This is a genomic window from Arenibacter sp. F26102, assembly GCF_023015865.1.
Lineage (GTDB): Bacteria > Bacteroidota > Bacteroidia > Flavobacteriales > Flavobacteriaceae > Arenibacter.
In genome coordinates this window covers 361,280-384,341 of sequence record NZ_JALKBC010000005.1, presented here as the reverse complement: position 1 = coordinate 384,341, position 23,062 = coordinate 361,280, and the positions used below count along the sequence as shown (strand labels likewise).

Genomic DNA, 23,062 nt, shown 5'->3' with positions numbered 1-23,062 from the left:
ATATGAGAATAATACCCGCAATAGACATAATTGAAGGAAAATGTGTACGACTGTCCAAGGGAGACTACGACACCAAGAAAATTTATAATGAGCACCCCTTAGAGGTTGCCAAAGAGTTTGAAGCCCATGGAATTGAATACCTGCATTTGGTAGATTTGGACGGGGCTAAATCCAAACATATCGTAAATCATAAAGTGTTGGAAAAAATAGCTTCCAATACCAACTTAAAAATAGATTTTGGCGGTGGGCTAAAGACCGATGATGACCTAAGGATTGCCTTTGAAAGTGGAGCCAATCAAATCACTGGCGGGAGTATTGCTGTTAAAGACAGGGATACTTTTATTTCCTGGATCAACAAATACAGTCCTGAGAAAATTATTCTGGGAGCGGATGCCAAAGATGAGATGGTAGCCGTTTCGGGTTGGATGGAAGAATCCAAGGAAGAGTTGATTCCCTTTATCCAAACTTATCAAAAAGAAGGTATTAGAGCAGTAATATGTACTGATATAAGTAAAGATGGCATGTTGGAAGGTCCTTCTTTTGATCTTTACAGCAAAATTTTGGAGGCTTGCGGCCCAAATATTTTACTAATAGCCAGTGGAGGAATTTCAACTTTTGAAGAACTCCCCAAATTGGCCGAATTGGGTTGCGAAGGAACCATAATTGGAAAAGCCATTTATGAAAATAGAATTAGTTTAAAACAATTGGAAAAATTTATTCTCGACATCAAATAAACACAAAACTTGTTGTTGAATTATTGGGCGCCATTTTTAGTTTTTGAATCCGTAAGGTGCCGCCCAAATTTCCAGAAATAAAAGTAGCAAATGTTAACAAAAAGAATAATCCCTTGCTTGGATATTAAAAATGGTAGAACTGTAAAAGGGATAAATTTTGTGGATTTGCGGGACGCAGGAGATCCGGTGGAACTGGCCGAGATCTACGCCAAGTCCGGCGCGGACGAATTGGTCTTTTTAGATATTTCGGCAACGGAGGAGGGAAGAAGAACCTTGGCCGATTTAGTATTGCGAGTTGCAGAAAAAGTAAATATTCCTTTTACCGTAGGCGGTGGTATTTCGTCTGTGAAGGATGTGGATATATTACTGCATAACGGAGCGGATAAAGTATCCATAAATTCATCCGCCGTCAAAAATCCTCAATTGATCAACGATCTGGTAGCCAAATTTGGTTCCCAGTGTATTGTTGTGGCCATAGATGCCAAACAGATCGATGGGGAATGGAAAGTGCATTTGGTAGGAGGGAAGGTACCCACAGAATTAAATCTTTTTACTTGGGCAAAGGAAGTTGAAAAACGTGGGGCTGGAGAAATTCTATTTACCTCCATGAACCATGATGGAACAAAGGACGGATTTGCCAATGAGGCTTTGGCCAAATTGTCAACAGAATTGAACATTCCTATAATTGCATCTGGTGGCGCAGGAACTATGCAACATTTTACGGATACCTTTGTTGAGGGAAAGGCAGATGCAGCTCTAGCAGCAAGCGTTTTTCATTTTAAGGAAATAGAAATTAAAGACTTAAAGGAAGAGTTAAAAAGAAATAATATACCAGTTAGACTATAATCAATTTTGATATCGGTTCAGGTTGATTAATCCAACCTCCTCCTTATTACAAAACTAAAATTACATTATGGAATCCAAAAACATGAACATAAACTTCAACAAAAACAAAGACGGCTTAGTCCCGGCAGTTGTACAGGACGCAATTACCAAAAATGTACTTATGTTGGGATATATGAACCAGGAGGCATACAACAAAACAATAGACAGCAATAAAGTAACCTTCTATAGTCGAACTAAAAGCAGATTATGGACTAAGGGTGAGGAAAGCGGTAATTTTTTGAATTTAGTGGATATTAAATTAGACTGTGACAATGACACTCTATTGGTCATGGTAAATCCGGTAGGACCAACTTGTCACAAAGGAACCGATACTTGTTGGGGCGAAGAAAACAGTACCTCCTTTGGGTTTATTTCAGAACTGGAGAATATTATTCAAAACAGAAAAGATCAGGCCGATGGCAAAATTCCGATTCCCGAAGGTGTTAAACCCAGCTATGTTTCCTCTCTATTTAAGAGCGGTATTAATAAAGTAGCCCAGAAAGTTGGGGAAGAAGCAGTAGAGGTCGTAATTGAGGCCAAGGATAACAATGATCAACTGTTCAAAGATGAAAGTGCAGACCTATTGTTCCATTATCTTATATTGTTACAGGCAAAAGGGTTTAAACTTCAGGATATCGTAAAGGTGCTGGAGTCGCGCCATTAATTTCTAAATATTTTCAATTGCATTGAAAATTGTTTAATTTACAACTTGGTTTTTTTTGGTAAAAAAAATTGACTTATCTTCAAATATTCCAATAGTTAATTAATAATCTTAACAATCGCATAGGCTATGAAATCGAATAGGAGAGATTTTATCAGAAGAACATCCATCGCAGGTATGGGTTTGGCAATGGCACCGGCATGGTCCCATAATACAATGGGAAACAATGTGGGCAACGGACCTGCGGCAAGTCCGGGAGCTATTTATATGGGTGGCTTTTCTGCTCCTAAATTGGAGACGGTAAAATGTGCATTTATAGGTGTAGGTTCCCGAGGATCCGGCCATGCCCATCAGATAGCCGCCATTGAAGGTACAGAAGTCGTAGCTATTAGTGATCTGTACCAAGATTTGGCCGAGAAATCTGCAAAGGTATGTACGGAGAACGGTGCAGGAACCCGTCACAAGAAGATAAAGCTGTACACAAATGGTGAAGATGATTGGAAAAAGATGCTGAAGAAGGAGAAACCGGATGCGGTTTTCGTATGTACCCCATGGGAATTGCACGCCCCAATGGCCATTGAGGCCTTGAAAAGTGGCGCACATGTTTTTGTAGAGGTACCCCTAGCACTTACTTTGGAAGAAATGTGGGAAATAGTGGACACCTCAGAGAAGACCCAGAAGCACTGTATGATGATGGAAAACGTCAACTACGGTAGGGAAGAGCTACTCTACCTAAATATGTGCCGACAGGGTGTTATTGGTGAATTGCTCCACGGGGAAGCAGCCTATATCCACGAATTAAGGGGTCAGATGAACGATGTGGAACGTGGTACCGGTTCATGGCGTACCCCGCATTATGCCCATCGCGATGGAAATCTGTATCCAACCCATGGACTGGGCCCGGTTGCCCAATATATGAACTTGGCAAGGGGAGAGGATAACTTTAAATTTATAAACTCGTTTTCGTCCCCGGGCAAAGGACGTAATCTATACGCCGCCAAGAATTTCCCGCCGGACCACAAATGGAACAAGCTGGACTTTAAAGGGGGCGATATAAATACATCCATAGTTAAGACCAACCTGGGCAGAACCATTATGGTACAATGGGACGAAACCAGCCCTAGGCCATACACCAGACATAACCTGATACAGGGAACAAAAGGAACCTTGACAGGTTTCCCAACAAGGGTGGCCTTGGAAGGTGGGGTCGAAGGAGGACCTGATAACCATCACGAATATGCCGAAGGTGAACAATTACAAAAGATTTTCGAAAAATACGAACATCCATTATACCTGCGCTTAGGAGAATTGGCCACCAAAATGGGTGGACATGGAGGAATGGACTTTATAATGAGGTACCGAATTATTGAGTGTTTAAGAAATGGAGAGCCCTTGGACCAAAATGTCTATGAAGGTTGCTATTGGAGTGCCGTAGGAACTTTGAGTGAAGTTTCCGTGGCCCAAAATGGAGCTCCACAAGCGTTTCCGGATTTTACCAGAGGCAATTGGAAAACTACGGAACCGCTAGGAATTGTCATCTAATGGCATATGATCATATAAACAAATAAAAAGTCATTGTATATAGTGAAACTTGATCTCAAGTTGTGTCTAAAACAATGACTTTTTTAATTTTAGGCAGGAGGCAAATGATTTAAAAAAATCTTAAGGAGCAATTTCTACTCCCGCTACCTCGGTCCGACTGTCCAATTTGGTTATTAGATCCTGAGTGCTGTTGAACACTTTTTTACTGTAATAGCGTCCTCGATCCCAATCAGCAGGATCTGCTGCTTTTTCAGCATCAGCGATAATATCCTGAACATTTTCGGTGAGTCCTTCACATTGACTGCCTTCCAATAACTTAAAAAGTTTATCATAAGACTCCAAGGCCTTGCCTGAATAATACTTCTGATGCTCATAGTTATTTGCCTTTAATGCACTCTTAGCGTGATTTAAGGCATAAGAAGCTGTTGAATAGATTAATTCACAATCGTCCTTGGCAGAAGCAAAGGAAAAAACGGTTAATGAAAAGAATAATAGGAAAACTTTTTTCATAAGAATGGGGATTTCAAGTTTTATCTAAAGAAAACGAACCAGTTCTTACAATATTGCTGGCCGTGATCAATACTATGATTTTTGCACAGCAATCCAACGAACATCCAATCCGTCAGATTAAAATGGGATTACCACCAAACTATAAACAGTTTTTCAATTTTTGATTCTTCGATTTTGACCCACAGCATTGGGGAATTCCCATCTTCCAGTCTATTTGAAATAAAACCTAGTACTTCATTATAAGTTAGCCATGCCACTTCATAAGAGGGTTCTAGAAGCCATTCCGACTTGGTTGGCAGATAATACTTTAATTTTAAGAAATTACTCGATCTAAATTTTCGCAAGGTAATCCACCTACCGGCGATACATTCGGAATTAAATGGAGCCAAATCCATTTTCTCTACTTCATAAGGAATAAACAATTGGCATTTAAAGCAAACCTGATGCCGCAGTTCAGAAATGTCTATATTTAATTCCTTCAATACAGAAATGGCCTCTGGTGTATTTAGCAGGGGAATTTGATGATTAAAGATCTTTTCTTTCTTGGCATAAAAGGAATCGCGTTGGTTGGGGCCTATTAATTGGTGTTGAACAATAGTTGTATCCTGGCGTAATACATAAAACTTGTACGTTAGCTCAACATGAGTATACATCTCATCATCAACATTTTGAACTAAAAAATCTATTTCACCCATACTCACTTTATTCTTCCTAATTGGGATATTGTGAGCTATAAGCTTATAGTCTTGGGAATGTTGGATCAGTTGCTGAAAAATGTGTTCTATTTTATGGCCAAACCTCAAATTGGAGGGAATCACCTTTGTTTCCAGATTTCCAAAATCAATTTTTGGAAACCTAAATTGCTCCAAACCATCCAAATTACCGTTCCAGAGTGGCGGAGTTTGAAAAAATGACCGATAATATGAAAGGTTTTTATGATCCAAACGATACTAATATATGTAAACCGTTAAGTTTTCTTTAAAAAGGAAATGGTCTAGACCAAATTAATTAATTTTATAGTATGGCTGTAAATAAAAGAAAAGGGTTTCGATTTACCAATTATGAAGCCCCCGATCAAACTCCTTTCGAAAAACTTTTTGATATTTTCAAGGAACTAATTACACATACTTCTGGAGATGTGGATGAAGCCTTGGATTGGTTAAGGGAATTGGACAAGGAGTACCAACTTACAGATGAGAATTATACCATAGATGATTTTATAGAAGACCTCAAGGCAAAAGGCTATCTTAGGGAAGAACCTAAAGATGGGGATGGCACCGGCTCTGGGGACCAAAAAGCGGATTTGTCCATCACCGCCAAAATGGAACGAATTATAAGACAAGCGGCCCTGAACCAAATTTTTGGAAAAATCAAACGTAGTGGTGCAGGCAATCATAAAACCGGTTTATCAGGTAGGGGAGATGAACATACCGGTGAATTCAGGGAATATAGATTTGGCGACAGTCTAGAGCGGATTTCCATGACTGAAAGTTTAAAGAATGCCCAAATTAACCATGGTATTGGGAATTTTCATTTAAGCGAAGAGGATTTGGTGGTAGAGGACACCCAATTCAAAGCTCAGATGAGTACCGTACTTATGATCGATATAAGCCATAGTATGATACTTTATGGCGAAGACCGAATTACCCCAGCAAAAAAGGTTGCTATGGCTTTGGCCGAGCTCATTACAACAAGATATCCAAAAGATACTTTGGAAATCTTGGTCTTTGGAAATGACGCATGGCCCATTCCTATTAAAGACTTGCCCTACTTAAAAGTGGGACCCTATCATACCAATACAGTGGCAGGACTACAGTTGGCCATGGATATGCTCCGCAGAAAGCGAAATACCAATAAGCAGATCTTTATGATTACCGATGGAAAACCTAGTTGTATTAGATTGCCAGATGGCACTTATTACAAAAATAGTGTTGGTCTGGATGATTACATTGTTGAAAAATGTTATAACATGGCCAGACTGGCTAGAAAGTTACATATTCCCATAACCACCTTTATGATTGCCAAGGACCCCTATTTAACCCAATTCGTAAGACATTTTACAGAGGCGAATAAAGGGAAGGCATTCTTTACGGGCCTAAAGGGATTGGGCGAAATGATTTTTGAGGACTACGAACAAAACAGAAGAAAAAGATTAAAAGGATAAACAGCTAAATTAAAAATTTAGCAAAAGTTGTTTAGACACCGTGCCCACTGGCCAAATTTGGTCGGTTAACTAAAATAAATATCACAGATGAAATTGAATTACAAGGAAATTACCAATCTAGGGGAACTTAAAAAGGCAGGATACAAAACCAAAAAGATAAAGGATGAATTAAGGGCAAATCTTATAGAAAAAATAAAATCCAATGAAATTACCTTTCCAGGTGTTTGGGGTTATGAGAATTCTGTGGTCCCTGAACTTGAAAGAGCCATTTTGTCCAGGCATAATATAAACCTTTTAGGGTTAAGGGGACAGGCAAAGACTCGGCTGGCCAGGCTTATGGTGAATTTGCTGGATGAATATATTCCCATCATTTCCGGTTCGGAAATAAATGACGACCCTTTAAGTCCCATTTCCAGGTTTGCCATAGAAACCATTAAGGAACACGGAGATTTAACTCCCATCTCGTGGTTACATAGAAGTGACAGGTTCTATGAAAAACTGGCTACTCCAGATGTTACGGTAGCCGATTTAATAGGTGACGTAGACCCCATAAAGGCCGCTAACCTTAAATTGTCCTATGCAGATGACAGGGTTATCCATTTTGGAATGATACCCAGGGCAAATCGTTGTATTTTTGTAATCAATGAATTACCTGATTTACAAGCTAGAATACAGGTTTCCCTTTTTAATATTTTACAGGAAGGTGACATACAAATAAGGGGATTTAAACTTAGATTACCATTGGACCTTCAATTTGTATTTACCGCAAACCCTGAGGACTATACCAATAGGGGCAGTATAGTAACCCCATTAAAAGATAGGATCGGATCTCAAATTTTAACCCACTATCCGGAGGACATAGAAACCGCACGTAAAATTACAGAACAGGAATCAAAATTAGATCAACGTCAAAGCGAGGTTGTTTATGTCCCGGATATGGCAAAAGATCTATTGGAACAAATAAGCAGGGAAGCCAGGGAAAGTGAATATGTAGATTCCAAAAGTGGTATAAGTGCAAGGATGAGCATCACTTCCTATGAAAACCTAATGAGTACGGCCGAACGGAGGGTGCTGAAGAACGGTCAAAAATCGACCATGGTAAGGCTAAGCGACTTTATGGGGGTTATTCCTTCCATAATTGGAAAAATAGAACTGGTTTATGAAGGCGAACAGGAAGGATCTGGAAGTGTTGCAGAAATACTGATAGAAGATGCCGTTAAATCGCTATTTACCAACTATTTTCCCAAGATAGATAAATTGGAACGCAAAGATGCCGAAGGTCCCTATGACGAGTTGGTAAGTTGGTTTTTTGATGGGGAAGGTTTCGATTTATTGGACGAAGCCCCGGACAAAGAATATATGGAAAAGCTGGATAGCATAGCTCCACTGCAACAACTTATTAAAGAATATCAGCCCGAAATTAAAAAGGAAGACTCCTATTTCCTAAAAGAATTACTCTTGTGGGGAATGGTAGCCCACAAAAAATTGAGCAAACAGCGTTATACTGCGGGATATCAAATAAAAGACGTTTACGGTAGTTTTATTAGAGGGCTATAAAATATAATTTTACTCCCATGCATCTATATGATTATTCAAATAATCAAAATCATATTTGCCCACCCTTTGCTTTCTTATAACAAAGGACCAAATGGTAAGCAAAACCAATAATGATTGCAAAGAAATTATTAAAATGCCCATAGGCATAAAGGAACTTGGAATAACATGGTTTTGAAATTCATTTTGGGAAGCGAGTACTAAAACGGTTTCGGAAATTTCATATAAATAGACCAATAAAATACCATACATGATATACTCAATATTCTTCATGATCATATCCGGATATTCATTTTCGGTTATTTTAAACCATAGGACATACATAAAAAGAAAGTGTATTATGGTAACAAAGGGGAAAATATAGTTCTCAATTCTATTAAATATAAAGGTACCGCCGTACATACTGTAGAAACTAAGGCATAGTAGACATGCTATAACCAATACAGACAAAATAATATTCAGTTTTGGTATGGTCGTTTTGATTGGGTTTCCCATAATTAAGTTTTAAGATCCAGGACAATTTTCAACATAATTACAATTAAATTCCTACATGACATGTAAAATATCGTTGAATCGATATAAATTTTAGTTGGAAAAAACGGAGCATGGAGGAAGTGCCAAAAAGTTTCGATGAAATTAATGCTGCCCTGTTTTATGAACAGGCATTTGCACCAAGCAAAATCTGAGATATTAAGGTGGGGGCAATGAGAATGCACCCTAATTAAATGCTCCTTACTATTGCAGATTGGGATAACCATTTCCTCTTGGCTACAAAATTGACGTAAATTACCGGCAACATCCCGAAGATTACCATAAGTATAGGCAATATCATGGCCGTAGTCCCCTTCTCTTAAAAAGTATTGTTGAGAAAAAAAAGATAAAGCTGTTGAAGTTGAAAGGCAGAAACCCCAAATAAAATTCACAAAAAGGGCAATTACGCTAACTACCAAAAATTACATTGGTGGTTTTACCGTAGATTTATCATTCATTTTATATTGGTTTAGGTTATTATTGTTACCAACAAATTACAAAAAAATAAATCCAATTTGGCCACACGTTGATTTTTAGCGTATTAGACCTGATTTGATTTCTTACTAATTAAAACTGGATGCAAACACCTCGTTTTTACTACTTAATTCATGTACAATTTTTGGGTTTCCGGTTTAGTGGCTGGCAAAAGCAACCTAATCAAAAAACTGTTGAGGGTATGCTGGTAAAGACCCTAAAATTTGTTTTGCCCAATGCTAAATTTAAAATTCTGGGAGCTGGTAGGACAGACGCCAAAGTATCTGCTTTAAACACAGCCTTTGAATTATTTTTGGATAAGGAACCGCTAAATGACCTTAAGGAATTTATGCATGACTTTAATATAAACCTGCCACCGGATATTCGAATAACTAGTATAGACCAGGTTACTGAAAACTTCAATATCATTAAGGAAAGTAAGCTGAAGGAATACGTATATCTTTTCTCCTTTGGACAAAAAAACCACCCTTTTTGTGCTCCCTTTTTGGCAAATATTATAGATGAGCTCAATGTGGATTTAATGACGGACTGTGCCCAACTATTTGTAGGGACCCACGATTTTTCATCCTACACGGCCCGACTCCAACCAAATACAAAAGTGCTTAGGACCATAGAATCTTGTGAGATTAAGAGAAACAATATTTTGGAGGCCAATTTTTTTCCAGAAATTAGTTATGCCCTGCATATCACTGGGGCCGGCTTTATGAGATATCAGATTAGGATGATAATGGGTGCTTTGATCCAAGTAGGAAAGGGCGAACTTACGGCTATGGATATTAAAGAGTCCTTAAAAAAGGAAAATACTACTGTCCTGACCTTTGTTGCCCCGGGTTCGGGTTTATTGCTGAAGGACCTAAAATTTAAATAGATCTTACTTAAAAATCAGCAGGGAATTGTCAAAATATTCTTTAAAATAATGACGAGTCCGTATTTCGAGGGCTGGATTTCATAAATTAGTGCTTAGAATAAATTGCAATTAGAATATTAAATTAAGATTCCAACCCATGGCCAAAAAGAAACCAGCACATAAAAGGCAATCCATAAGACATATTAAGACAGGTAAATCTCCCGGGACGGTCACTTATTTGGGGAATAGGGGAGGTGTAAAGAGTATTGTGAACATAATGGAATACAATAAGGATGACATTAAGATATCTACCATTGATGTGTACCAGCCTTCCAACTTGAATAAAATTATAGACCATAAAGTATCACTTTCCACTTCTTGGATCAATATTATTGGCATAAGCGATGAGAAATTCATTGAAAATTTGGGAAATTCACTTTCTCTTAACCCATTAACCACGGAAGACGTTGTTAATACCCATCAACGTCCAAAAGTAGATGAATACGACCATTACATTTTTGGTTCCTTCAAAATGCTTTATGTAAATGAAAATAGTGAATTAGTAACAGAACACTTGGCCATGGTATTAATGGAAAATACGGTTCTCGTATTTCAAGAATTGCAAGAAGACGTTTTTAATAGTGTTCGAGAAAGGGCAAAGCAGAAAACCGGGAGAATTAGAACCAAAAATGCCGATTACCTATTTTTTGCACTCCTGGATGCTGTAATAGACAATTATTTTGTAGTTCTGGAGAATGTGAATCAAAAAATAGACTACCTAGAGGAGGAGATATACGACAACCCCAGCCCTAATACTGCCCATGCCATACAGGACTTAAAGAAGGAAATACTTAGGATTAGACGTTATATTTATCCTGTAAAAGAGCTGATAAGTAAACTAATTGATACAGATCATGTGTTGATTAGCGATGACACCAAAATATTTCTCAGAGATACCATGGATCATTGTACAGAAATTAATGAAAGCCTCAATATATTCCGGGAAATGTCTATGAGCCTAATGGAAATGTATATGAGCAACATGAGCAATAAAATGAACGAGGTGATGAAAGTACTAACTATAATGGCCTCTATCTTTATTCCTCTTACCTTTATTGTTGGCGTATACGGAATGAACTTTGAACATATCCCCGAATTGAAGTATCCCAATGGCTATTTCTATGTTTGGGGTCTTATGATAGTAATCTTTATAGGTATGCTATTTTATTTTAAAAACAAGCGGTGGCTATAGTCCCGAGACAAATTGCCTTTAATCAATCGAACAAATCAGAGGAAAGATAACGGTCACCTCGGTCGCAAACAATGGAAACAATGACCCCTTTGTCCAAACTTTGGGCAAGTTTCACTGCGGCAGCGGTAGCTCCACCACTACTCATACCTGCAAAAATACCTTCTTCCTTCGCCAATCGCTTGGCCATGTCCCTAGCTTCCTGTTCTGAAACTTCCATAACAGTGTCCACTTTCTTAGGATCAAAAATTTTGGGTAGATATTCTACCGGCCATTTACGTATGCCCGGAATTTTGGCTTCATCGGTAGGTTGCACCCCAACGATTTGAATCTTGGCATTCTTTTCCTTCAAATAAGTGGATGTCCCCATTATTGTTCCTGTGGTTCCCATTGAAGATACAAAATGAGTGATTTCCCCATTGGTATCCCTCCAAATTTCCGGGCCGGTACCTTTATAATGTGCCCTCCAATTATCATCATTGGAAAACTGATTGATCATTACAAAACCTTCTTCCTTCACCTTTAGCTCCGCATAATCCCTAGCGCCTTCAATACCCACATCGGCAGGTGTAAGGGTTACTTTGGCACCGTACGCCCTCATAGTCTGTACTCTTTCCTTGGTGGAATTTTCGGGCATTACCAATTCAATATCCAATCCGTAGATTCCGGCAATCATAGCTAAAGCGATTCCGGTATTACCACTAGTAGCTTCTATTAACCTGGAGTTGGTATCAAAATCGCCTCTTTCCAATCCGCCCTTTATCATATTAAATGCAGCTCGATCTTTTACACTTCCACCTGGATTATTACCCTCTAGTTTAAAAAGCAGTTTAACATTGGGGTTTGTATTAATCACTTTTGATATTACCAAGGGAGTGTTCCCTATAATATCCAAAATACTATGAGACATGCGGTAAGGTTTTTATTTTAATAATTGGAGAATGATAAACTGTTGAATTGGCGGGTACAGATTCTGTTATCCAGGCATTTCCTCCAATAACGGAATTTTCTCCAATTACCGTTTCTCCTCCAAGGATAGTGGCATTGGCATAAATGGTGACATTGTTCTCGATCGTTGGGTGCCTTTTGGTTTTTTGCAGTTTTTTGGCTACATACAAAGCTCCCAAGGTTACCCCTTGATAAATTTTTACATGATTTTTTATTACCGCGGTTTCCCCAATGACCACACCGGTAGCATGATCTATAAAAAAGGATTTTCCTATTTGCGCTCCTGGATTAATATCTACCCCAGTCTGCCTATGTGCATATTCCGTCATTAACCTGGGAACCAATGGAAAACCGTCTACATATAGTTCATGTGCCAACCTGTAAATGGCAATGGCATAAAATCCGGGATAGGCCATATAGACTTCTTCAATGGAAAGTGAAGCGGGATCACATTTTACAATAGCCTCAGCATCCAAATTCAATTTTTCCAAAATCTCCGGTAAGCGGACCACAAAATTTTCCCAAACCCTTTTACAAGGTTTGTCCACCTGCCAACATGCCAGATTCACCAAGGCATCAAATTCCTTTTCCAAAAGATCTAGATTTTCGTCCACTGGTGTGTCTATATCGAACAAGGTATAAAACAAACGGTTGGTAAATAATTCTGTTCTTTCCTTTAATTCAAACCTGAGGTTAGGTTGATTTTTATGCTCCTTAATATTTTTTATTATAGATGCCTTATCCATTTGTACTTTTAATTATAAGTTCAAAATTAACCATTATTTCAAAATCACCTTGTCCTAATTTGGTTAACTTTAGAACAAAGATAATGTCTTATGAGTCGTATACAACAGGAGGTAATTACTAAAGATGTTTTTCAATTTTTGGAAAATCTAAAAAAAAACAATTCCAGGGAATGGTTCACGGAGCACAAGAGTGAATTCAAGACTCTCGAAACCAAGGTGAAAAGTTTTTATACCTATTTGATGAACAAGTTGAAAGTCCATGATGATATTGAAAAATTAAAAATGTTCCGGATATACAGGGATGTTCGCTTTTCCAAAGACAAAACCCCCTACAAGTCCCATTTTGCAGGATCCTTTTCCAGAGCTGGCCAAAAGTTGCGCGGTGGGTATTATGTACGTATAAAGCCCGGTGAAACTTTTATAGCGACCGGATTTTGGGAACCAAATAAAGAAGACTTGTTTAGAATACGGAAGGAATTTGAAACAGATGCATCAGAGTTCCGTTCTATTATTAATGAAAAAGGCTTTCAAAAGATATGGGGTGAACTGCAGGGCGATGAATTAAAAACCGGTCCTTCAGGATTCAGTAAAGAGCACCCGAACATTGATCTGATCAAAAAAAAGCAGTTCATTTTTGTACGAAATTTTTCCGACAAGGAGGTATTGGCTCCCGATTTTCTGACCCAGATAGACCTATCTTTCCGAGCTATACGCCCATATTTTGACCTAATGAGCGAGATACTCACCACTAACCTTAATGGAGAATCCTTGCTGGATTAAGAAATTAAGCCGGTTGTAAAGCGGTAATCTCGAAGTACTGAACCTGATCTTTTAGTCGCTCAACAACCATTTGCATCATGCGTTTATTTAAAGAAGAAGAGTTCTGAATGTATAATATATACTCCTCGGTGGTAAACTGGCCTATAATAATTCCCTTCAAGGAATTTCTGAACTTAATGTCCTTTAGAATTGCGTTTTCTATAAAGAACAGACGTTTTTGCATCCCTAATTCATAAAAACTGTTTTTATGTTTAGTGATGTAATTTTGAAAAACCAGGAGCAGTAATTCATTTTGCATTTTAATAACTGGACGCAAGGTTATGTTTTGAAACCTCTCATCACTGCTCATATTTTCCGTTACTTTGGCCGAAGGGATTATAGGACGAATTTCCAAAAGACTATGGGACCTATCGCTCATATCATTGGTGTTTTTATAAAGGTAGGGATTCATGTTTTTTTGAATTAGGTTTTCCAATTTAGTTTTTAACGAGGTTATGAACATTATTTGCGTGAACAATCACGCTATTGGAATTTTCATTATTATATACCTGTTTTATTTTCAATTTGAATAAAAAGTTGGGATGTAATTTAGATATAACTAAATCGACGGACATTTCTTCATTTGGAGGGTACAAGGGCAAATTTCTTTACTAATTTTGCGGTAAAATTACTGTGTTATGAGATTTCATACTAGAAAATGGGTAAAGCCTGAAGATTTAAATGCCAATGGAACCTTGTTTGGAGGTAAGTTACTTGCCTGGATAGATGAGGAAGCCGCTCTATATAGTATTATACAACTGGAAAATAAACGCGTGGTCACCAAATACATGTCCGAAATAAACTTTATGTCTACGGCATTAAAGGGAGACATTGTAGAAATAGGAATAGGCGTGGTGAAATTTGGAAAAACCTCTTTGACCCTCAACTGTGAGGTTCGAAACAAAATGACCAGGGAAACAATAGTTACCGTAGACAATATTATAATGGTAAATCTTGGTGCTGACGGTAAACCCAAGCCCCATGGAAAAACCAAAATAGAATTTGTTAAGGATAGATTAGCCGCGGAAGTTTAGCTCTGGCCCAAGCCTTTGGCAATTTCCTGTACCCGATCTAATACCCGTAGTAAATTGCCGCCCCAAAGTTTGGCTATTTGCTCTTCGGAATACCCCCTTCTTACCAGTTCAAGAGTAACATTGGGGGTTTCGGATGCATCTGACCAACCTTCAATACCCCCACCTCCATCGAAATCGGAACTAATTCCTACATGATCAAGGCCTATTAAATTCACCATATAATCAATGTGATCTACAAAATCCGATACGCTAACCGCCGGGGGTGCATCTCTTTTAGTTGCTAACAATTCCTTGGCCCTTGCTACTACTTTTGGATAATTCTCCGAAAAGGTCTTCTTCTCTTCTTCGTTAACATTGGCAAGATCATCGCCGTCATACCATGCTATGCCCATGGATTCTGCAACTTCTTTATAAAATCCCGGCATAAAGGCAGTTCGGGTTTCATGTTTTTCAGTATTTAAATAGGAGCTAAAGGCTACTGTCTGTACTACCCCGCCATTTTCTTTCATGAGCAATAATTGTTCGTCATCCAAATTCCTACTATGGTTGCACAGGGCCCGTGCAGAAGAGTGGGAGGCAATTATTGGCGCTTTGGAAAGGGCTATCATTTGTTTCATGGACTCTTTGGACACATGGGACACATCGATCATTATACCTAATCTATTCATCTCTGCTACTGCCTTTTTACCTAGATCGCTAAGTCCGTTATGCAACCACACCCCATCGGCCTCACCTGTATTGGAGTCACAAAACTGGCTATGCCCGTTGTGAGAGAGGGAAATATATCGAGCTCCTAAATTGTAATAATTTTCAAATTCCGAAATATCCTCCCCAATAGGATAGGCATTTTCAACGCCTATCATAGCCACTTTCTTGCCAGATTTAATAATCCTATTTACATCATTGGAGGAATAAGCAAGTTCTATTGTTTCTGGCGCAATTTGCTCACATAATCTATGAATGGCATTGAATTTTGCCATAGCATTTTCCTTGGCTTTCGCATACCCTTCTTCGGTTAATTCTCCCTGACCGGTATAGACTATTAACCATGGAACATCCAAGCCTCCACTTGCAAGTTTTGGTAGATTAACTTGATTGTCCAATTTTTGGGTATAGTTTACAGTATCGGTAAAATTGGCCACATTAATATCAACATGGGTGTCTATGGTAATAACGTCCTTATGGATCCGTTCCGCTTTTTCTTCGATCGATTCTGTGAATTTATCCTGCTTTTCCTTACAGCCGATAATCGTTAAAATACATATAAATCCGATAAAATGCTTCATGTCTAGAGGGTTTGATACATACAAATAACGGCATTTGACAACATAAAATGAAGCCTAGATAACATTTAGTTGTAAACGGAACTTTAAAAGGAGAGTTTTAGACTTTCAGAACCCAAATTATTATAAATTGAAAACCAACAACCTATTATCACATCTTACAAATCTTGAAGGTCAGTTAAATCATTTTTCCTTTGAGGAGTTAACATCTGAGGAAGCCTCCCTATTAAAAAAATCCTTTATGTCGTTTAAATTTCGACTAGAGGAAAAAGTTCTGGGACCAAAATCACAAGTTTCTCCCTCAAGAATAAAGAACAAAGATTTTGACTCGGCCATTGGGCATAAGGGGATTAGCAATATTTCAAAAAATAATCTGAATAGGGTAGAAGGTAAGCTAATTGAAAAAGTAGGTGATGAAATTAGAACCCCTATTAACGGAATTATGGAGTCCGTAGATCTGTTAAAAGAGGGCAAACTCACATCTGAGCAAATAGTGCAACTTAATTCCATAAGCAACTCCTCCAATAACCTTTTGGAAATAATTAATGAGTTATTGGAATACACCAAGCTTACTTCAGGAAAAGAGAAGTTTGAAAGTATAGATTTTAATTTTTACAGCATTATTAAGGATACACTGTATCTCTGCAATACCCTGATTATTAACAAGGATGTTATTTTAGAGGTTGATTTGGATACTGAAATACCAGAAATACTCCATGGAGACCCCTCCAAATTATCACAAATTATGCTCACTCTTTTAGGAAATTCAATAAAACTCATAGACGAGGGAAGCATCCTATTAAAAATTAAACTCAGAAAACAGAATAGGAATAATTATTTAGTGGATTTTGAAATAACGGATTCTGGAACCGGCACCATAAAAAATCAAATCGAGTCCAATAAGGAATTCCTAAAAAAACCAGAAACCGGCCTGCATGATTCTGGAATAAGTCTTGCCATTGTTAAGGAAATAATTGAAATCTTGAATGGTTCCATGGTAACGTTGGACACATTAGGCAATGGTCCTGTATATAAATTTTCCATTCCGTACAAAGGGGGTAAGGAAATTAAACCAGGAATAAATCCCGATTTCCAAATTACCAAATTTTCCATAAAGAAGGAAACATTCGAGCTTAGTTTAAGCGGTATTTTGGAAGAATGTATGGGAGAAATAGACCTATTGGAAGAACTAATAGGATTGTTTAAACAAAATATGCTGGATTTTATAGGTAGAGCCAATATCTATATCCCCGAAGGAAATTTTAGTCGCCTAGGGTTTGCCGCCCACACGGTTAAAACGGGACTTTCCATGATGAAAGCGGACAATCTTTATTCACTTGTAGATGAAATTGTCATCTGCTGCAGAACCAATAGGGACCTACCTAAAATTGGAAGGCTATACGACCAGCTACTTTTGGCCTATCCCATAATGGAGAAGGCGATTGATAGGGAATTAATGTTGTTGAAAAACAATAGAAAGTAAAAGCCATTTAAACTAAAAACATCAATAAGTGAACATACCCAAAATACATACCAACCTATTGTGGGATCTAACAGCCTTATTAGTGCTATTGACCGTTTCATATTTGATAATCATATTTCTTTTAAGGAATAGTTTTTTGATAAAATGGAACCATAGCGATGAAAAACAGAAACATATACGTGGAATTATAAGTCAGCTAATACTTAATGAGCAAGGAACGGTTATGATAGAAGCCAGGGCCCTAATGGACCTCAAGCTAGAATTGTGGAAGTTTCTGAGACAGGCAGGCAACAGGCTTATAATGACCAATATCTTTTTGGAACTCAACAATGACCTTGAAGATGAGGCCAAACCAATAATATATAGGCTGTCCGAAGAGTTTGAATTACATATTGAAGTTTTTGAAAAATTTAAAAATATACCTAACAATAATATTTCCAATACCACAAGCCCTGATTTTAATAATATGGAAAAGAGGAAGTTAAATGACCTAAAATCAATTATGGAGGACCCTACTTTTGAGACCCAGTCGAATAGTAATTTTCAAGAAGACGGTTTAGCCACCGACAAAACCATTGGGAAAGAGTTAAATATTGACTTCATTCCGTTGGTAAAACAAAGTGATTCAGAAACCGATAACACATCGCTGGATTTGCGGGAAGGATTATTATCTAACCATGATATGGATTTTTTAATGGAGTTTTTAGATCTGGAAGATTTTGAAATTAACCCTTACGAAGGAATAAGCAAGGAATTTGAAAAAGAAAAAAAGACCTCAACAATAACAGAAAAAGGAGGAGCCTCTTTTTTAAATATAGATTTTTTACCCTTAATACGTGAAGTAGAAGAGAAGAAAGAGATCATAAATCCAATGGTTGACATCGATGAAATAGAAGTGGATTACGAGGTGGTCATAGATCCTTTTATAAAAAAACAAATAAGCGACATGTTAAAATCGCATGTCAAAGAGCAAATACAGGAAGATACTATCCTTATAGATGATGATGTATTGGATTTGGGCAGAATGCAACTACCTGCAGCAAAATTCTATTCGAATAGAGAGTCCAAAAGAGTGAAATTATTACATGCAATAGCCGAATTGGGAGATATTCGTGAGGTTCCATTATTAAGTGAAATGATGGACGCAGAAGAAAATGAATCCATAGGAAACCTAATAAAGGAAATAATTTTTAAATTCCTTTCCGAGTATCCCGAGGATGAGGACCATGAAGAAAGGAATTCAAATAAATTGGACTTTGGCCATTATTATGTTTTCAATCGATTGTTCAATGCACTGGACATAGAATCCCAACTTATCCTATTGGAAGAAATTGTTGAGATTGGGGAACAACATGAGCTTGACTTTTTGGAGACCCTACATAATTATCCGATCAGGATTGTCCGGGATAAAGCCAAGTCCGTTTCTGCCAGCCTTAAAAATAAATTACGGGATATTGAAGATAATCAAAAAGCAAACCCGGTAAACTTAAAAAAGGACGATATTGTTGATTTTGGTAAGGTAGTCTCAGGAATTACCACTTCCTGCACTGACAGGGCCACAAACCCACTGACAAATACATCTGGATTTAAACGGACATCCCGTAACCATAGTAACAAAGTGCATAAGGAATCTACAGAATTTAATGACCTTTTTCAAATAGATTTTGATATGGCGCCAGCAGAGAAATTAATTGATCAAGATAAGCCAACCGGTAGGAAGGATGGGAATATACAGGAATTGGAAGAAATCCACTTTCTAGAACAGCTGAAGGATCTGACCAATAAAATTTTTAAGAGATAAAACATAATAATCTCCCCATTTGACAACTAAAATCCCACTATACACAACAATTTATTGGTACAAAAAAAGATAATAAATATGTTTACAGTATAATTATTGACCCAAACAATAATAATTTAAAACCAAGTCTTACTATGTTATACGATACCTACGGAGAGGAATACCTAGTGTTCCTTCAAGATTTAAATGAAATTTTGAGTTTAAACGAATTAGTAGAGTTGGACTACATGTAGTACAACCCAAAATTCAAAATCTAAAACCCCTATTTAAGATGGCAAAACAAAATCCAGACAACGCAGCTTATTTAAATTTTATTGAAGATTTAAATGAAATTCTAATTGATTTCAACATCAGTAAATTAAGTTACTCTTAAACAAATTGAGTTAGAAACAAAGAGGCCGAATAAAACAATGTTTTATTCGGCCTCTTTGTTTTGTGGTATTTATCCCAAATAGGTTTTAAGCAATTTGCTTCTCGAGTTATGGCGCAGCTTCCTAATAGCCTTTTCCCGTATCTGTCTTACTCTTTCCCTTGTAAGGTCAAAAGTCAGCCCAATCTCGGCTAAAGTCATAGACTGTAGGTCTCCTATGCCATAATACAGTTTTACAACATCTGCCTCCCTTTGTGAAAGCGTATCCAAAGCCCTATTGATCTCGGTATTCAAGGATTCCTGCAATAATAGCATATCAGGTCTTGGAGATTCCCCTGAGCGCATTACATCGTAAAGATTGGAGTCCTCTCCTTCTTTTAAGGGGGCATCCATGGAAACGTGCCTTCCTGAATTTTTTAAGGATTGTTTTACCTCACTAACGGACATTTCCAATTCCTTGGCAATTTCATCTGGTGATGGTGGTCGCTGATGCGCCTGCTCCAAATATGAAAATGTCTTTTTTATTTTATTTATGGAACCGATCTTGTTCAAGGGTAAGCGTACAACACGGGATTGTTCGGCCAGCGCTTGCAAAATAGCTTGTCTAATCCACCAAACCGCATATGATATAAATTTAAATCCTCTTGTTTCGTCAAAACGCTTGGCCGCCTTTACTAAACCCACATTTCCCTCATTTATTAAATCTGGAAGCTTTAAACCTTGATTTTGATATTGTTTGGCAACGGAAACCACAAATCTTAAATTGGCTGTTGTAAGTTTTTCCAAGGCAATTTGATCTCCATCCCTTATTTTCTGTGCTAATTCTACCTCTTCATTTGCAGTGATCAACTCTATTTTACTGATATCTTGCAAATATTTGTCTAGTGATTTTGATTCCCTATTCGTAACCTGCTTGATAATCTTTAGTTGCCTCATATATATTTGTTATTTGGAATTAGAAGTATTAATCTCTCATTATACCTTTTTTTTACGTCTTTTCCAAGTGAAGCGGCATTAGTTATACATAATTTGTGAGAAGTTTAAGATATTCAATATGGAATCCATTTTTTAAAATACTAATTTACTTTCTTGTGGTATTTTTAATTTTTTAAATATGAAATTGCGTTCTTTAAGTAGAACTCGAATTAATTGGGAGAATGAGTAAAAGAGCCTTGGTCAAATATTTGTCAGCTTTAAAAAAGAAGGAGCTGGAGGAGCAATTAATAGATCTGTATCATAGATTTCCAGCCGTAAAGGAATATTACGATTTTGTATTCAACCCCAAGGAAGACAAGATGGTACAGGAAGCAAAAATAAAGATTTCCAATGAGTACTTTCCCCTGAAAAGAAAAAGACCAAAGGCCAGAAGGTCTGTTGCCCAAAAATATATAAAACACTTCATAAAACTTGGGGTAGACCCTCATTTAATTGGAGACCTTATGTTGTACAACCTGGAGGTGGCCCAATCTTTTTCGGTAGAGAAAAATGTCCCTGAAGCCTTTTATAAAAGTATGGGAAATTCTTTTAACGAACTGGTTCAATATATTTCTTTAAACGCATTGCTTAGCGATTATAAGGACAGAATTGTTGCTTGCTATTTATTTGCCACAGAGCGCCAATGGCCCAATAGGGAAGACTTCTCAAGGTCCTTGGACATAATAGACTAACTAGGGTCCTGCCACCATTCTTTTACGTTCAACTCCCCGTAATTGTCGCCCTGTTCATTAGGTGTCATCTCCTTTTTTCTTAAGAAATTTACCCCTCTTAAAGAACCATTGTAGTTACTTCAATTTAACGTTTTTGCTTTTTAAATTTGAAACCAGCGCAAAAAACTCTTAATTTTGTAAGGTTTGATTTTTCTTAATTTTAAAAATGACTATTCCATTTGGACCAACCTAGAGAAAGTATAGAAAAAACCCTTTATGATTATCAAGAGGAGGATCTAAACACCATTTTTAAGTGTTTGGAAGAATCCTCAGACGATATCAACCTATTGTACCAATTGCCCACAGGGGGTGGTAAAACGGTTGTTTTCTCTGAAATTGCCAAGAGATATATTCATAAAACCAATAAAAAGGTAGTAGTTCTTACCCATAGGATCGAATTAAGTAGCCAGACCTCCAGAATGCTAAAAGGGTTTGGTGTTAAAAATAAAATAATTAATAGTGAGGTAAAGGAGTTACATGACCAGGACCAGTATATGTGTTTTGTGGCCATGGTTGAAACCTTGAACAATAGACTTCAGGATGATAAGGTAAAGATCAATGATATAGGACTTGTAATCATTGATGAGGCCCATTACAATTCTTTTAGAAAATTATTCAAATATTTTAAAAAATCCATTATTCTTGGGGTAACGGCAACGCCATTGAGCTCCAACATAAAGCTCCCAATGAAGGACCACTATCAAAAATTGATCGTGGGAGAGTCCATATCGTCCCTTATTGGAAAAAACTTTTTGGCAAAAGCCAATATGTATAACTACGACGTAAGCCTTAAAAGTTTAAAATTGGGGATTAGCGGGGATTATACCGTGAAATCTTCGGACGAGTTATATGGCAACCAAAACATGCTTACAAAATTGGTCAATGCCTATGAAGAGATTGCAAAAGGCACCAAAACACTAATTTTTAATAATGGTATCAATACCTCCTTATACGTTTTTGACACCTTCAAAAAAGCAGGGTACAATATTCGTCATTTGGATAATAAGAACAGTGCTTCCGAACGTAAGGAAATTTTAAAATGGTTTTCAAAAACACCGGATGCCATACTAACTTCGGTAAGTATATTGACCACTGGATTTGACGAACCCACCGTTGAAACCATCATTTTAAACCGTGCCACCAAGTCCTTGACGCTTTATTTCCAAATGATTGGTAGAGGCTCCAGAATCCTGCCCAATAAAAATGAGTTCACAGTGGTGGACCTAGGAAATAATGTAGCCCGGTTTGGTCTTTGGAACGCTCCCATTGATTGGCAGGAAATTTTTCACTTTCCGGATTTCTTTTTGGAAAGTTTAAAAAATGATGAAGAAATTGAACGGGAATTTGTGTACGAGATGCCGGACGACCTAAAGGCCCTTTTTAGTAAGTCCAATAATATAGAATTCGATGTAAAGGCTGAATATAAAAAGGTTTTTGCCCAAGGGCTTAAATCCAAAACTGTTCTGGAAAATAGTATTGAACAGCACGCTACCATATGTGTAGAAAATAGTAATGATGTTTTTGATGCCCGTATTTTAGCAAAAAAATTGAAGGAGGAGATTGCTTACCGGGTACGCCAATATTCCTATTGTATTATGAACAATACCAAAAACTACAAAGAGTGGTTGGAAGAGGACTATGAGCGTAAACTGCGCTCTAAAATCTCTCAAAAATTCGCCAAGCGAATGTAGAAAAGATTA

General features: G+C 37.5%; 22 protein-coding genes. 14 read left to right on the top strand and 8 right to left on the bottom strand.

What is annotated here, in order from left to right:
- The first annotated feature begins 2 nt into the window (after positions 1–2).
- From hisA to MWU78_RS09500, 4 genes are all read left to right on the top strand, one after another.
- Positions 3–734, top strand: a complete 732-nt coding sequence (gene hisA, locus MWU78_RS09515; RefSeq protein ID WP_246997281.1) for a 1-(5-phosphoribosyl)-5-[(5-phosphoribosylamino)methylideneamino]imidazole-4-carboxamide isomerase — start codon at positions 3–5, stop codon at positions 732–734.
- 90 nt (positions 735–824) lie between these two features.
- Complete coding sequence (hisF, locus tag MWU78_RS09510) at positions 825–1,580, top strand: imidazole glycerol phosphate synthase subunit HisF (RefSeq protein ID WP_246997279.1); 756 nt, start codon at positions 825–827, stop codon at positions 1,578–1,580.
- 82 nt (positions 1,581–1,662) lie between these two features.
- Positions 1,663–2,283: a bifunctional phosphoribosyl-AMP cyclohydrolase/phosphoribosyl-ATP diphosphatase HisIE gene (gene hisIE, locus MWU78_RS09505; RefSeq protein WP_246997446.1), complete on the top strand. Its 621-nt coding sequence runs from the start codon at positions 1,663–1,665 to the stop codon at positions 2,281–2,283.
- A 126-nt stretch (positions 2,284–2,409) separates the two neighbouring features.
- The gene (locus MWU78_RS09500; RefSeq protein WP_246997277.1) at positions 2,410–3,822 is read left to right on the top strand and encodes a Gfo/Idh/MocA family oxidoreductase; all 1,413 of its coding nucleotides are present in this window, start codon (positions 2,410–2,412) and stop codon (positions 3,820–3,822) included.
- A gap of 120 nt (positions 3,823–3,942) precedes the next feature.
- Here MWU78_RS09500 and MWU78_RS09495 read toward each other — a convergent pair whose 3' ends face one another.
- Positions 3,943–4,332, bottom strand: a complete 390-nt coding sequence (locus MWU78_RS09495; RefSeq protein WP_246997275.1) for a hypothetical protein — start codon at positions 4,330–4,332, stop codon at positions 3,943–3,945.
- A gap of 128 nt (positions 4,333–4,460) precedes the next feature.
- Positions 4,461–5,276 carry a DUF1853 family protein gene (locus MWU78_RS09490; RefSeq protein WP_246997273.1) on the bottom strand — a complete coding sequence of 272 codons (816 nt, stop codon included), beginning with the start codon at positions 5,274–5,276 and terminating at the stop codon, positions 4,461–4,463.
- Positions 5,277–5,353: 77 nt separating this feature from the next.
- On the opposite strand from MWU78_RS09490, the gene MWU78_RS09485 reads away from it, so the two are divergent.
- Positions 5,354–6,496 carry a VWA domain-containing protein gene (locus tag MWU78_RS09485; RefSeq protein WP_246997271.1) on the top strand — a complete coding sequence of 381 codons (1,143 nt, stop codon included), beginning with the start codon at positions 5,354–5,356 and terminating at the stop codon, positions 6,494–6,496.
- Between the two features lie 87 nt (positions 6,497–6,583).
- Positions 6,584–8,053, top strand: a complete 1,470-nt coding sequence (locus MWU78_RS09480; RefSeq protein WP_246997269.1) for a magnesium chelatase — start codon at positions 6,584–6,586, stop codon at positions 8,051–8,053.
- A gap of 9 nt (positions 8,054–8,062) precedes the next feature.
- Here the strand turns inward: MWU78_RS09480 and MWU78_RS09475 are convergent, their stop codons facing one another.
- Positions 8,063–8,545 (bottom strand): hypothetical protein, encoded by a 483-nt coding sequence (locus tag MWU78_RS09475; RefSeq protein ID WP_246997268.1) that lies wholly within the window; start codon positions 8,543–8,545, stop codon positions 8,063–8,065.
- 613 nt (positions 8,546–9,158) lie between these two features.
- On the opposite strand from MWU78_RS09475, the gene truA reads away from it, so the two are divergent.
- A complete protein-coding gene (gene truA / locus MWU78_RS09470) occupies positions 9,159–9,944 on the top strand; it encodes a tRNA pseudouridine(38-40) synthase TruA (protein WP_246997265.1) in 786 nt (261 codons plus the stop codon).
- Positions 9,945–10,080: 136 nt separating this feature from the next.
- The gene (corA, locus tag MWU78_RS09465; RefSeq protein WP_246997263.1) at positions 10,081–11,175 is read left to right on the top strand and encodes a magnesium/cobalt transporter CorA; all 1,095 of its coding nucleotides are present in this window, start codon (positions 10,081–10,083) and stop codon (positions 11,173–11,175) included.
- Positions 11,176–11,197: 22 nt separating this feature from the next.
- Here the strand turns inward: corA and cysM are convergent, their stop codons facing one another.
- Together cysM and epsC are read right to left on the bottom strand one after the other, a co-directional pair.
- Positions 11,198–12,082, bottom strand: a complete 885-nt coding sequence (gene cysM, locus MWU78_RS09460; RefSeq protein ID WP_246997261.1) for a cysteine synthase CysM — start codon at positions 12,080–12,082, stop codon at positions 11,198–11,200.
- The gene (gene epsC / locus MWU78_RS09455; RefSeq protein WP_246997259.1) at positions 12,072–12,866 is read right to left on the bottom strand and encodes a serine O-acetyltransferase EpsC; all 795 of its coding nucleotides are present in this window, start codon (positions 12,864–12,866) and stop codon (positions 12,072–12,074) included. Before epsC ends, cysM begins: the two co-directional genes overlap by 11 nt.
- A gap of 99 nt (positions 12,867–12,965) precedes the next feature.
- On the opposite strand from epsC, the gene MWU78_RS09450 reads away from it, so the two are divergent.
- Positions 12,966–13,646 carry a DUF2461 domain-containing protein gene (locus tag MWU78_RS09450; RefSeq protein WP_246997444.1) on the top strand — a complete coding sequence of 227 codons (681 nt, stop codon included), beginning with the start codon at positions 12,966–12,968 and terminating at the stop codon, positions 13,644–13,646.
- Between the two features lie 4 nt (positions 13,647–13,650).
- On the opposite strand, the gene MWU78_RS09445 is transcribed toward MWU78_RS09450, so the two are convergent.
- A complete protein-coding gene (locus MWU78_RS09445) occupies positions 13,651–14,064 on the bottom strand; it encodes a glyoxalase (protein ID WP_246997441.1) in 414 nt (137 codons plus the stop codon).
- A gap of 259 nt (positions 14,065–14,323) precedes the next feature.
- On the opposite strand from MWU78_RS09445, the gene MWU78_RS09440 reads away from it, so the two are divergent.
- Positions 14,324–14,719, top strand: a complete 396-nt coding sequence (locus tag MWU78_RS09440; RefSeq protein ID WP_103475062.1) for a hotdog domain-containing protein — start codon at positions 14,324–14,326, stop codon at positions 14,717–14,719.
- On the opposite strand, the gene MWU78_RS09435 is transcribed toward MWU78_RS09440, so the two are convergent.
- Positions 14,716–16,005, bottom strand: coding sequence for a dipeptidase (locus MWU78_RS09435; RefSeq protein WP_246997257.1), 1,290 nt, complete (start codon positions 16,003–16,005; stop codon positions 14,716–14,718). The genes MWU78_RS09440 and MWU78_RS09435 overlap by 4 nt on opposite strands.
- 127 nt (positions 16,006–16,132) lie before the next feature.
- On the opposite strand from MWU78_RS09435, the gene MWU78_RS09430 reads away from it, so the two are divergent.
- Both MWU78_RS09430 and MWU78_RS09425 read left to right on the top strand, forming a co-directional pair.
- A complete protein-coding gene (locus MWU78_RS09430; protein ID WP_246997255.1) occupies positions 16,133–17,485 on the top strand; it encodes a histidine kinase dimerization/phospho-acceptor domain-containing protein in 1,353 nt (450 codons plus the stop codon).
- A 28-nt stretch (positions 17,486–17,513) separates the two neighbouring features.
- On the top strand, positions 17,514–19,286 hold the full coding sequence (locus MWU78_RS09425; RefSeq protein WP_246997253.1) for a hypothetical protein: 1,773 nt from the start codon (positions 17,514–17,516) through the stop codon (positions 19,284–19,286).
- Positions 19,287–19,728: 442 nt separating this feature from the next.
- Here MWU78_RS09425 and MWU78_RS09420 read toward each other — a convergent pair whose 3' ends face one another.
- Positions 19,729–20,592 carry an RNA polymerase sigma factor RpoD/SigA gene (locus tag MWU78_RS09420; protein ID WP_246997251.1) on the bottom strand — a complete coding sequence of 288 codons (864 nt, stop codon included), beginning with the start codon at positions 20,590–20,592 and terminating at the stop codon, positions 19,729–19,731.
- A gap of 221 nt (positions 20,593–20,813) precedes the next feature.
- Here MWU78_RS09420 and MWU78_RS09415 point away from each other — a divergent pair, with 221 nt between their 5' ends.
- Complete coding sequence (locus MWU78_RS09415) at positions 20,814–21,323, top strand: DUF6155 family protein (RefSeq protein ID WP_246997249.1); 510 nt, start codon at positions 20,814–20,816, stop codon at positions 21,321–21,323.
- A 218-nt stretch (positions 21,324–21,541) separates the two neighbouring features.
- The gene (locus MWU78_RS09410) at positions 21,542–23,053 is read left to right on the top strand and encodes a DEAD/DEAH box helicase (RefSeq protein WP_246997247.1); all 1,512 of its coding nucleotides are present in this window, start codon (positions 21,542–21,544) and stop codon (positions 23,051–23,053) included.
- Positions 23,054–23,062 lie beyond the last annotated feature (9 nt).

Excerpts from the sequence above, each read along its gene's own strand:
- MWU78_RS09415 (WP_246997249.1), top strand. The coding sequence starts at position 20,814 with ATGAGTAAAAGAGCCTTGGTCAAATATTTGTCAGCTTTAAAAAAGAAG.
- MWU78_RS09480 (WP_246997269.1), top strand. The coding sequence starts at position 6,584 with ATGAAATTGAATTACAAGGAAATTACCAATCTAGGGGAACTTAAAAAG.
- MWU78_RS09420 (WP_246997251.1), bottom strand. The coding sequence starts at position 20,592 with ATGAGGCAACTAAAGATTATCAAGCAGGTTACGAATAGGGAATCAAAA.
- epsC (WP_246997259.1), bottom strand. The coding sequence starts at position 12,866 with ATGGATAAGGCATCTATAATAAAAAATATTAAGGAGCATAAAAATCAA.
- MWU78_RS09445 (WP_246997441.1), bottom strand. The coding sequence starts at position 14,064 with ATGAGCGATAGGTCCCATAGTCTTTTGGAAATTCGTCCTATAATCCCT.
- MWU78_RS09435 (WP_246997257.1), bottom strand. The coding sequence starts at position 16,005 with ATGAAGCATTTTATCGGATTTATATGTATTTTAACGATTATCGGCTGT.
- hisA (WP_246997281.1), top strand. The coding sequence starts at position 3 with ATGAGAATAATACCCGCAATAGACATAATTGAAGGAAAATGTGTACGA.
- hisF (WP_246997279.1), top strand. The coding sequence starts at position 825 with ATGTTAACAAAAAGAATAATCCCTTGCTTGGATATTAAAAATGGTAGA.
- corA (WP_246997263.1), top strand. The coding sequence starts at position 10,081 with ATGGCCAAAAAGAAACCAGCACATAAAAGGCAATCCATAAGACATATT.
- truA (WP_246997265.1), top strand. The coding sequence starts at position 9,159 with ATGCAAACACCTCGTTTTTACTACTTAATTCATGTACAATTTTTGGGT.
- MWU78_RS09475 (WP_246997268.1), bottom strand. The coding sequence starts at position 8,545 with ATGGGAAACCCAATCAAAACGACCATACCAAAACTGAATATTATTTTG.
- MWU78_RS09500 (WP_246997277.1), top strand. The coding sequence starts at position 2,410 with ATGAAATCGAATAGGAGAGATTTTATCAGAAGAACATCCATCGCAGGT.
- MWU78_RS09440 (WP_103475062.1), top strand. The coding sequence starts at position 14,324 with ATGAGATTTCATACTAGAAAATGGGTAAAGCCTGAAGATTTAAATGCC.
- MWU78_RS09485 (WP_246997271.1), top strand. The coding sequence starts at position 5,354 with ATGGCTGTAAATAAAAGAAAAGGGTTTCGATTTACCAATTATGAAGCC.
- hisIE (WP_246997446.1), top strand. The coding sequence starts at position 1,663 with ATGAACATAAACTTCAACAAAAACAAAGACGGCTTAGTCCCGGCAGTT.
- cysM (WP_246997261.1), bottom strand. The coding sequence starts at position 12,082 with ATGTCTCATAGTATTTTGGATATTATAGGGAACACTCCCTTGGTAATA.
- MWU78_RS09495 (WP_246997275.1), bottom strand. The coding sequence starts at position 4,332 with ATGAAAAAAGTTTTCCTATTATTCTTTTCATTAACCGTTTTTTCCTTT.